This is a genomic window from Micromonospora sp. MH33 (genome assembly GCF_003013775.1).
Classification (GTDB): domain Bacteria; phylum Actinomycetota; class Actinomycetes; order Mycobacteriales; family Micromonosporaceae; genus Micromonospora; species Micromonospora fulviviridis.
On sequence record NZ_MUYZ01000306.1, the window covers coordinates 1 to 8,086 of the forward strand.

Annotated in this window: 9 protein-coding genes; 7 read left to right on the forward strand and 2 right to left on the reverse strand. The window is 73.8% G+C overall.

Going from position 1 to position 8,086, the window contains the following annotated elements:
* Both B0E53_RS30280 and shbA read right to left on the reverse strand, forming a co-directional pair.
* Nucleotides 1-195 (reverse strand): anti-sigma-D factor RsdA (locus B0E53_RS30280; RefSeq protein WP_246835676.1); only part of this gene is annotated, 195 nt, incomplete at its 3' end.
* Nucleotides 192-770, reverse strand: coding sequence for an RNA polymerase sigma factor ShbA (gene shbA, locus B0E53_RS30285; protein ID WP_107079117.1), 579 nt, complete (start codon nucleotides 768-770; stop codon nucleotides 192-194). The genes B0E53_RS30280 and shbA, both read right to left, overlap by 4 nt.
* A gap of 165 nt (nucleotides 771-935) precedes the next feature.
* Between shbA and B0E53_RS30290 the strand changes: the two genes are divergently transcribed.
* Genes B0E53_RS30290 through B0E53_RS30320 form a run of 7 tightly spaced genes read left to right on the forward strand, consistent with a single transcriptional unit; the run spans nucleotide 936 to nucleotide 8,029 of the window.
* Nucleotides 936-1,904, forward strand: a complete 969-nt coding sequence (locus tag B0E53_RS30290) for an ABC transporter ATP-binding protein (RefSeq protein ID WP_107079118.1) — start codon at nucleotides 936-938, stop codon at nucleotides 1,902-1,904.
* Complete coding sequence (locus tag B0E53_RS30295; RefSeq protein WP_107079119.1) at nucleotides 1,901-2,671, forward strand: ABC transporter permease; 771 nt, start codon at nucleotides 1,901-1,903, stop codon at nucleotides 2,669-2,671. The genes B0E53_RS30290 and B0E53_RS30295 overlap by 4 nt, the downstream gene beginning before the upstream one ends.
* A 1-nt stretch (nucleotide 2,672) precedes the next feature.
* Complete coding sequence (locus B0E53_RS30300; protein ID WP_107079120.1) at nucleotides 2,673-3,476, forward strand: ABC transporter permease; 804 nt, start codon at nucleotides 2,673-2,675, stop codon at nucleotides 3,474-3,476.
* A 5-nt stretch (nucleotides 3,477-3,481) separates the two neighbouring features.
* Entirely contained in the window at nucleotides 3,482-4,771 is a 1,290-nt protein-coding gene (locus tag B0E53_RS30305) for an MCE family protein (RefSeq protein ID WP_210406274.1), read from the forward strand.
* A complete protein-coding gene (locus tag B0E53_RS30310) occupies nucleotides 4,768-5,802 on the forward strand; it encodes an MCE family protein (RefSeq protein WP_107079122.1) in 1,035 nt (344 codons plus the stop codon). The genes B0E53_RS30305 and B0E53_RS30310 overlap by 4 nt, the downstream gene beginning before the upstream one ends.
* Nucleotides 5,799-6,785 (forward strand): MCE family protein, encoded by a 987-nt coding sequence (locus tag B0E53_RS30315; protein ID WP_107079123.1) that lies wholly within the window; start codon nucleotides 5,799-5,801, stop codon nucleotides 6,783-6,785. Before B0E53_RS30310 ends, B0E53_RS30315 begins: the two co-directional genes overlap by 4 nt.
* Nucleotides 6,785-8,029 (forward strand): MCE family protein, encoded by a 1,245-nt coding sequence (locus B0E53_RS30320; protein WP_107079124.1) that lies wholly within the window; start codon nucleotides 6,785-6,787, stop codon nucleotides 8,027-8,029. The genes B0E53_RS30315 and B0E53_RS30320 overlap by 1 nt, the downstream gene beginning before the upstream one ends.
* Nucleotides 8,030-8,086 lie beyond the last annotated feature (57 nt).

Consider the following 8,086-nt stretch of genomic DNA (forward strand, 5'->3'; position numbering starts at 1 on the left):
GGCGTCCGGCGCGGCGGGGCGTACCCCGGCGGGCTCCTCGGCGAGGTCGGACCGCCACGCGGCGAGCAGGCCGGCGAGCGCGTCGCCGTCCGGCGCGGGCTCGCCCCGGCCGAGCGCGTCGAGCAGCACGTCGTCGCGGGCGATGGTCCCCAGGTCCATCGCCTCGTCGCCGTCGCCCGGCGTCCGCCCGGTCATGCCGCCACCTCGTCCAGTGAGCCCCCGGCAAGGGTACGGAGCCGGGCCAGGGCACGGGACTGGGCCATCCGGACCGCGGCCGCCGACATGTTGACCACGTCCCCGACCTCCTCGGCGGAGAGCCCCACCGCGACCCGCAGCAGGACGATCTCCCGCTGCACGTCGGGGAGCCGGTCGAGCAGGGCGGACAGCCGCCGGGCCAGGTCGCTCGCCACCGCCTGCTGCTCGGGCCCCGGCGCGGCGTCGGGCCGCTCCACCGGCGTCTCGGTGGGGGTGACCGCGGCGTCCCGGACGGCGGAGCGCTGGGCGTCGGCCACCTTGTGCGCGGCGATGCCGTAGACGAACGCGGCGAACGGTACGCCCTGCTCACGGTAGCGGGGGAGGGCGCGCAGCACGGCCACGCACACCTCCTGGGCGACGTCGTCGGCGGTGGTGTAGGCCCCGCCCACCCGGCCCAGCCGGGCCCGGCAGTAGCGGACCAGCCCCGGACGCACGCCGACCAGCAACGCCTCGACCGCCGCCGGGTCGCCCGCAGCGGCCCGGCGGACGAGCTCGGACTCGATCACTGTCGTCATGGCGTTCGCGGAACATCCTCATCGCCGGCCGGTTTCCGGCACGTTATCGACACCTCCGGGGTTTTGCATAGCTTGCCGCCCGTCCCCGAAACGTGACCGAAAGTAGTTGTTGCGTCCGGCCGTCCCCGCCCGATGTCCCAGGTGAGACACGAAGGGAGGGGAACGATGGGCGTCGAGGTCGCGGTACGTGGACTGACCAAGTCCTTCGGCGGGCACCCGGTCTGGTCGGACCTCACCCTGACCCTGCCCGCCGGGGAGATCTCCGTCCTGTTGGGACCCTCCGGCACCGGCAAGTCGGTGTTCCTCAAGACGCTGGTCGGGCTGCTCAAGCCCGACCGGGGCTCCGTCGTCATCGAGGGCCGGGACCTGCCGAAGCTCTCCGAACGCGAGCTGTACGAGGTGCGCAAGCTGTTCGGCGTGCTGTTCCAGGACGGCGCGCTGTTCGGCTCGATGACCATCTACGACAACGTGGCGTTCCCGTTGCGCGAGCACACCCGCCGCTCCGAGTCGGAGATCCGGGCCGTGGTCACCGAGAAGCTGGAGATGGTCGGCCTGGTCGGGGCCGAGCACAAGCTGCCCGGCGAGATCTCCGGCGGGATGCGCAAGCGGGCCGGGCTGGCCCGCGCGCTCGTCCTCGACCCGCAGATCATCCTCTTCGACGAGCCGGACTCCGGGCTGGACCCGGTGCGCACCGCCTACCTCAACCAGCTCATCGTGGACCTCAACCAGCGCACCGGGGCGACCTTCCTGATCGTCACCCACGACATCAACACCGCCCGGACCGTGCCGGACAACATCGGCCTGATCTACCACGGGCACCTGGCCATGTTCGGGCCGCGGGAGATGCTGCTGTCCAGCACCGAGCCGGTGGTGCGGCAGTTCCTCAACGCGCAGCGGATCGGGCCGATCGGGATGGCCGAGGAGAAGGACGCCGAGGAGCTCGCGGCCGAGGCGCAGGCCGGCGTGGAGCTGCCGCCGCTGCCGCCCATCCCGCTGCAACTGCCCCCGTCGGACGGGCGGCCGCGCCGCGCCGAACGCCCGCCGGGGCAGTGGTGCCGCGAGCACGGCGTCACCCCGCCGCCCGGGTCGTTCGAGGGCCGCTGGACGGCCGAAGCGAGCGAGGTGGCGGTGTGAGTGCCCCGGTCTCCGCCGTCCGCCACACCGGCGAGTTCTTCGCGTTCTGCCTGGACACCCTGCGCGGGCTGGGCCGCCGGCCGGTGCAGGTCCGCGAGTTCGTCCAGCAGGCCTGGTTCATCAGCTCGGTGTCCATCCTGCCCGCCGCGCTGGTCTCCATCCCGTTCGGCGCGGTCATCGCGCTCCAGCTCGGCTCGCTGGTCCGCCAGCTCGGCGCGCAGTCGTTCACCGGCGCCGCCTCCGTGCTCGCCGTGGTCCGCGAGGCCGGCCCGATCGTCACCGCGCTGATCATCGCCGGCGCCGGCGGCTCGGCCATCTGCGCCGACCTCGGCGCGCGGAAGATCCGCGAGGAACTGGACGCCATGCAGGTGCTCGGCATCGACCCGATCCACCGCCTCGTGGTGCCCCGGGTGCTCGCCTCGATGCTGGTCGCGGTGCTGCTCAACGGCCTGGTCAGCGTGGTCGGCGTGACCGGCGGCTACGCGTTCAACGTGGTGCTCCAGGGCGGCACGCCCGGGGCGTACCTGGCCAGCTTCCAGGCTCTCGGCCAGCTGCCCGACCTGCTGGTCGGCGAGGTGAAGGCGCTGCTGTTCGGCGCCGCGGCCGCGCTGGTCGCCAGCCACCAGGGGATGACCGCGAAGGGCGGGCCGAAGGGCGTCGGCGACGCGGTCAACCGCAGCGTGGTGATCACCTTCATGCTGCTGTTCGCGCTGAACTTCGTGGTCACGGCCGTGTACTTCCAGGTCGTCCCGCAGAAGGGGAGCTGACATGGCGGTCCTGCGGTATCTCGACGATTTGGGCGGTCAACTCGCCTTCCACCTGCGGGCCCTGGCCTGGGCGCCGCGCACCCTGCGCCGCTACCGGCGCGAGGTGATCCGGCTGCTGGCCGAGGTGAGCTTCGGCACCGGAGCGCTCGCCGTGTTCGGCGGCACCGTCGGGGTGATCTGCTTCCTCACCTTCTTCACCGGCACCGAGGTCGGGCTCCAGGGCTACCAGGCCCTCGACCAGCTCGGCAGCAGCGCGTTCACCGGCTTCGTCTCGGCGTACTTCAACACCCGGGAGATCTCGCCGCTGGTCGCCGCGCTGGCGCTGTCGGCCACCGTCGGCTGCGGCTTCACCGCCCAGCTCGGCGCCATGCGGATCTCCGAGGAGGTCGACGCGCTGGAGGTGATGGGGGTGCCCTCGCTGCCGTTCCTGGTCACCACCCGGATGATCGCCGGCTTCATCGCGGTCATCCCGCTGTACGTGGTCGGCCTGCTCGCCAGCTACCTGGCCACCCGCACCATCGCGGTCGGCTACTTCGGACAGTCAGCCGGCACCTACGACTACTACTTCCACCTGTTCCTGCCGCCGGAGGACGTGCTCTGGTCCTTCGGCAAGGTGCTGGTGTTCAGCGTGATCGTGGTGCTGGTGCACTGCTGGTACGGCTACACCGCCCAGGGCGGCCCGGCCGCGGTCGGCGTCGCCGTCGGCCGCGCCGTGCGGACCGCGATCGTCGCGGTCAACGTCGTGGACTTCTTCCTGTCCCTGGCCATCTGGGGCGCCACCACCACCGTCCGGATCGCGGGGTGACGACCATGCGACACCGTGTCCTCGGCCTCGTCTTCGTCGCCCTGCTCACCGCGGCGCTGACCGCCGCTGTGCTCCAGTACCGCGGGGCGTTCACCCCGGTCGACCGGGTCACCCTCCGCGCCGACCGCGCCGGCCTGCACCTGCTGGAGGGCGCCGACGTGAAGGTACGCGGGGTGGTCGTCGGCGACGTCCGCTCGGTGCGCAGCGACGGCCACGGGGCGGTGATCGGGCTGGCCCTCGACCCCGCCGCCACCGCCCGGATCCCCGCCGACGTGACCGCCCGGCTGCTGCCCAAGACCCTCTTCGGCGAGCGGTACGTCGAACTCGTCCCGCCCCCGGGCAGCGCCGCCGGGCCGATCCGCGACGGCGCCGAGATCAGCCAGGACCGCAGCCGCACCGCCGTCGAGCTGGAACGGGTGCTCGACGAGGCGCTGCCGCTGCTCCAGTCCATCCACCCCGACCAGCTCGCCACCACGCTCGGCGCCATCGCCACCGCCCTCGAGGGGCGTGGCGAGCGGCTCGGCGCGAACCTCGCCCGGCTCGGCGCGTACCTGCGCCAGCTCAACCCGCAGCTGCCGACGATCGCCGAGGACCTCCGCCAACTCGCCACCGTGCTGGACAGCTACGACGCGGCGCTGCCCGACCTGCTCGCCCTGCTGCGCGACGTGACCGTCACCGCCGGCACCATCGGCGACCAGCGCGACCAGCTCGCCGCGTTCCTGGCCGACACCACCGACACGGCGGACACGGCGCGCGGCTTCCTGGACCGGCACGGCGACCAGCTGATCCGGCTCGGCCAGGTCAGCCGCCCCGTGCTGGAACTGCTCGCCGCCTACGCACCCGAGTACCCGTGCCTGGTGCACGGGCTGGTCGCCCTGCAACCCCGGGTCGAGGAGGTCTTCGCCGGTGGCCGGATGCACATCACCCTGGAGGTGACCCGCGACGGCGGCCCGTACGAGCGGGGCCGTGACGAGCCGGTCTACGCCGCCCACGACGGCCCGGACTGCCGGGGCATGCCGCACCCGCGGGTGCCCGCCCCGGAGGTGCCGGTCGCCGACGGCTACGACTACCGCGGCGCCCGTACCCCGGCACCCCTGCCCGTCGGCGTGCCGGCCGGCGGCGCGCCGACGGCGCCGGCCTCCCCGGCGATGGGCCGGGCCGGCACCGCCGAGGAGCGGGCCCTGGTGAAACCGCTGGTCGGCGGGCTCATCGGGACACCGCCCGCCGAGGTGCCCGACTTCGCGGTGCTGCTCTGGGGCCCGCTGCTGCGCGGAGCGGTGGTGACCGCCCGATGACCGGGAAGACGACCCCCGCGCTGGTGAAGCTGGTGCTGTTCGCCGCCGTCACGCTGCTGGCCACCGGGCTGCTCGCACAGACCCTCGGCGCGTTCCCGCCCGACGGCACCACCTACCGGGCCCGGTTCACCGACGTGACCGGGCTGCTCGCCGGCGACGACGTGCGGATCGCCGGGGTGCGGGTGGGCAAGGTGGCCGACATCCGGGTGGTCGACGACACCACCGCCGAGGTGGCCTTCACCGTCGACCGGGACGTGCCGCTGGCCGTGGGCGTGCGCGCCGCCGTCCGCTACCGCAACCTGGTCGGCCAGCGCTACCTGGCGCTGACCGAGGGCCCCGGCGACCCCCGCCCGCTGCGCGCCGACGGCCTCATCCCGCTCAGCCAGACCAAGCCGGCGCTGGACCTGACCGTGCTGTTCAACGGCTTCCGGCCGCTGTTCACCGCCCTCGACCCCGCCGAGGTCAACAAGCTGGCGTACGAGATCGTCCAGGTGCTCCAGGGCGAGGGCGGCACGGTGGCCAGCCTGTTGCGGCGCACCGCCTCGCTGACCAGCACCCTGGCCGACCGGGACGCGGTGATCGGGCGGGTGGTCACCAACCTCAACGAGGTGCTGGGCACCCTGGCCGCGCACGACCGGGAACTCGACCAGAGCATCAGCCAGCTCCAGCAGTTCGTCTCCGGGCTCTCCGCCGACCGCACCGCCATCGGCGAGGCGCTGGTCAGCCTCGGCGAGCTGACCGACACCACCGCCGGGCTGCTGCGCCAGACCCGGCCGCCGCTCGCCGCCGACGTCCGCGCCCTCGACGAACTGGCCGGCACGCTGAACCGCAACTCCGCCGTGATCGACGCCACCCTGGGCCGGCTGCCGGAGCGTTACGAGTCGCTGACCCGGGTCGCCTCCTACGGCTCCTGGTTCAACTTCTACCTCTGCGACTTCGACGGCCGGCTCGCCGTCGACGGGCGGGCGCCGCTCACCGTGCCCGGCGTCGACGCCACCGCCGCCCGCTGCGCCACCGGAGGTGCCCGGTGAGACCGTTCCGCGAACGCAACCCGGTGATCGTCGGCGCGGTCGGGCTGACCGTGCTGGTCGCCGCCCTGCTCGGCGCGTTCCAGCTCGACCGGATCGCCGCGCTCACCGGCCGGGCTTACGCCGCCGCGTTCCACGACGCCAGCGGCCTGGCCACCGGCAACGAGGTCCGGGTGGCCGGGGTGCGCGTCGGGGTGGTCACCGCCGTGGAACTGGCCCGGGGGCCGCAGCCGTACGTGCGGGTCCGGTTCCGGGTCGACGACGACGGCGTACGCCTCGGCCGGGACACCGGCGCGACCATCCGGATCAAGACGGTGCTCGGGCAGAAGTACCTGGCCCTGGCCCCGGCCGGCCCGGGGAAGCTGCCCGAGCGCGGGCAGATCCCGCTGGACCGCACCGCCGCCCCGTTCGACGTGGTGCAGGCCGTCACCGGCCTCGCCGACACCCTCGACAAGGTCGACACCGACCAGCTCGCCCGGGCGTTCACCACCCTGTCGGAGACCTTCGCCGACACCCCGCCCAGCGTGAGCACCTCGCTGACCGGGCTGTCCCGGCTGTCCCGCACGGTCTCCTCCCGCGACGCGGAGCTGCGCACCCTGCTGTCCCGGGCCCGGGGCGTCACCGGCGTGCTCGCCGAGCGGGACGAGGAGTTCCGCAAGCTGGTCACCGACGGGGAGAAGCTGCTCACCGAGGTGACCCGGCGGCGGGACGCCATCCACCAGCTCCTGGTCGGCACCGACCAGCTCGCCACCCAGCTCTCCGGGCTGGTCGCCGACAACCGCACCCAGCTGCAACCGGCGCTGCGCAAGCTGCGCGACGTGGTGGCCGTCCTGCAACGCAACCGCGACGACCTGGAGCAGACCATCCGCCGGATGGGCCCGTTCGTCACCGCGTTCGCCAACGTGGTCGGCAACGGCCGCTGGTTCGACTCGTACGTGGACGGTCTGCTCCAGCCGTACCTGCCCGCCGCCACCGGAGGTCGCTGATGCCCGGTCGGATCCAGCGCTGGCGGCGGCCGCTCGCCGCGGCCACCGTGCTCGTCATCGCCGTCGCCGCCGGGGCGGCGGTGTGGCGCCACGAACCGCCGCAGCGGCGCGTCGTCGCGTACTTCACCCGCGCGGTCGGCGTCTACGCCGGCTCCGACGTGCGGGTCCTCGGCGTCCGCGTCGGCGAGGTTGAGAAGGTGGTCCCGCAGGGGCGGGTGGTCCGGGTCGAGATGCGCTACGACCCGGAGCTGCGGCTGCCGGCCGGCGCGCAGGCGCTGATCGTCCCGCCCAGTGTGGTCAGCGACCGGTACGTGCAGCTCACCCCCGCGTACACCGGCGGCGCCGCGCTCGACGACGGCGCGCTGATCCCGGTCGACCGGACCGCCGCGCCCATGGAGATCGACGACATCTACGCCGCGCTCGACGAGTTCAACCGGACGCTCGGCCCTCGCGGCGCCAACGCCGACGGCGCCCTGTCCGACCTGGTCGCCACCGGCCGGGCCAACCTGGAGGGCAACGGCGCCAACCTGCACGACACGCTCGACGGGGTCTCCCGCGCGCTGACCACCCTGTCGAGCGGACGCGGCGACCTCTTCGGCACGGTGGTCAACCTGCAACGCTTCACCACCACCCTGGCCCGCAGCGACCAGCAGGTACGCCGCTTCCAGCAGCAGCTCGCCGACGTCGCCGAGCAGCTCGCCGGCGAGAAGGAGGAGCTGGCCCGGGCGCTGCGCAACCTGGCCGCCGCGCTCGCCGACGTGACCACCTTCGTCCGGCAGAACCGGACCGCGCTGACCTCGAACGTCACCGCGCTGGCCGACATCACCAAGGTCCTGGTCAACCAGCAGCGGGCGGTCATCCAGATCCTCGACGTGGCCCCGCTGGCGATCGGGAACCTCAACCTCGCCTACAACCCCCGCTCGGGCACCCTGGACACCCGGGACAACCCGCTCGGCCCGTACGACCCGGCCACCTTCGCCTGTTCGCTCATGGTCGCCCAGCTTCCCGCCGCGGAGGTGCCGGCGATCTGCACCAAGCTCGCGCAGACCCTGCGCCAGCGCGGGCTGCCCCTCACCGACCAGCTGCGCAAGCTGCTCAAACTGCCGCCCGGCGCCCCGGCGGGAGGCGGGTCCTCACCGGGATCCGTCAGCTCCCCCGGTGCGCCGACCGCCGACCAGGCGCCGGGCGGCTCCACCATCTCGAGCGACCCCACGCTCGGCGGCATCCTGCGGGGCCCGGCGTGACCGCGCGAACGGCCGGCGCGCGCGCCGTGACCCCGCCGCCCGCCGCCACCCGCGCCC